The sequence below is a fragment of the Vibrio sp. 1978 genome, assembly GCF_033344345.1.
Map to the genome: position 1 here is coordinate 1 of NZ_JAWPOP010000629.1, position 629 is coordinate 629.

1 protein-coding gene is annotated in these 629 nt (G+C 45.0%); it reads right to left on the reverse strand.

The features are described 5' to 3' along the window. Nucleotides 1-124: 124 nt before the first annotated feature. Nucleotides 125-628, reverse strand: a complete 504-nt coding sequence (hutZ, locus tag R8N49_RS28225) for a heme utilization protein HutZ (protein ID WP_318190582.1) — start codon at nucleotides 626-628, stop codon at nucleotides 125-127. Nucleotide 629: the final 1 nt, after the last annotated feature.

Consider the following 629-nt stretch of genomic DNA (forward strand, 5'->3'; position numbering starts at 1 on the left):
AAATAAAGGGATAACAGATCTCGCTCAGTTCCTTGCTTACAGGTCTCATGCTGTTGTTCCAATGTAAAAAAGGGAGTCAGTATAACCTAACTCCCTCTTAGTAATCATAAAAACGACGTCCGCATTAGGCGTTTTCGATTTTCTTGTGGCCTTCTTGTAGATGCACAAAATCAACCAAGTCATCGCCTGAGACTTGATACGCTTGACCGAACCCTTTTACGAACAAACCTTTCTCAGCTTTTAGGTTGAACAGTACAAAGTCTTCAAGCTGGCTTAGACCGTCGATGATGTCACCGAAACGCGCTTTCATCTGACCAACGACCAATTGCCACATTTCAGTATCACGCTCAACAACCGTTGCGACCGCATCAAACGTCAGACGCTTACGTGCAAAAAGCTGTTTGGATGAATCTTCATCTTCGATCATCATCAGTGAAACGTTTGGATTTTCTAGCAGATTTCGAGCATGGCGAGCAATCTGAGAGATCAAAACGAAGTAACCTTCCTGATTCTGAACATAAGGCGCGTAACTTACGTTCGGACGGCCTTCGCTGTCTACCGTTGCAAGCTGTAAAGTACGGCGCTCCTGACGAAATTCTTTAATCTCTGGCCCTAGGCGGCCTTGCAAA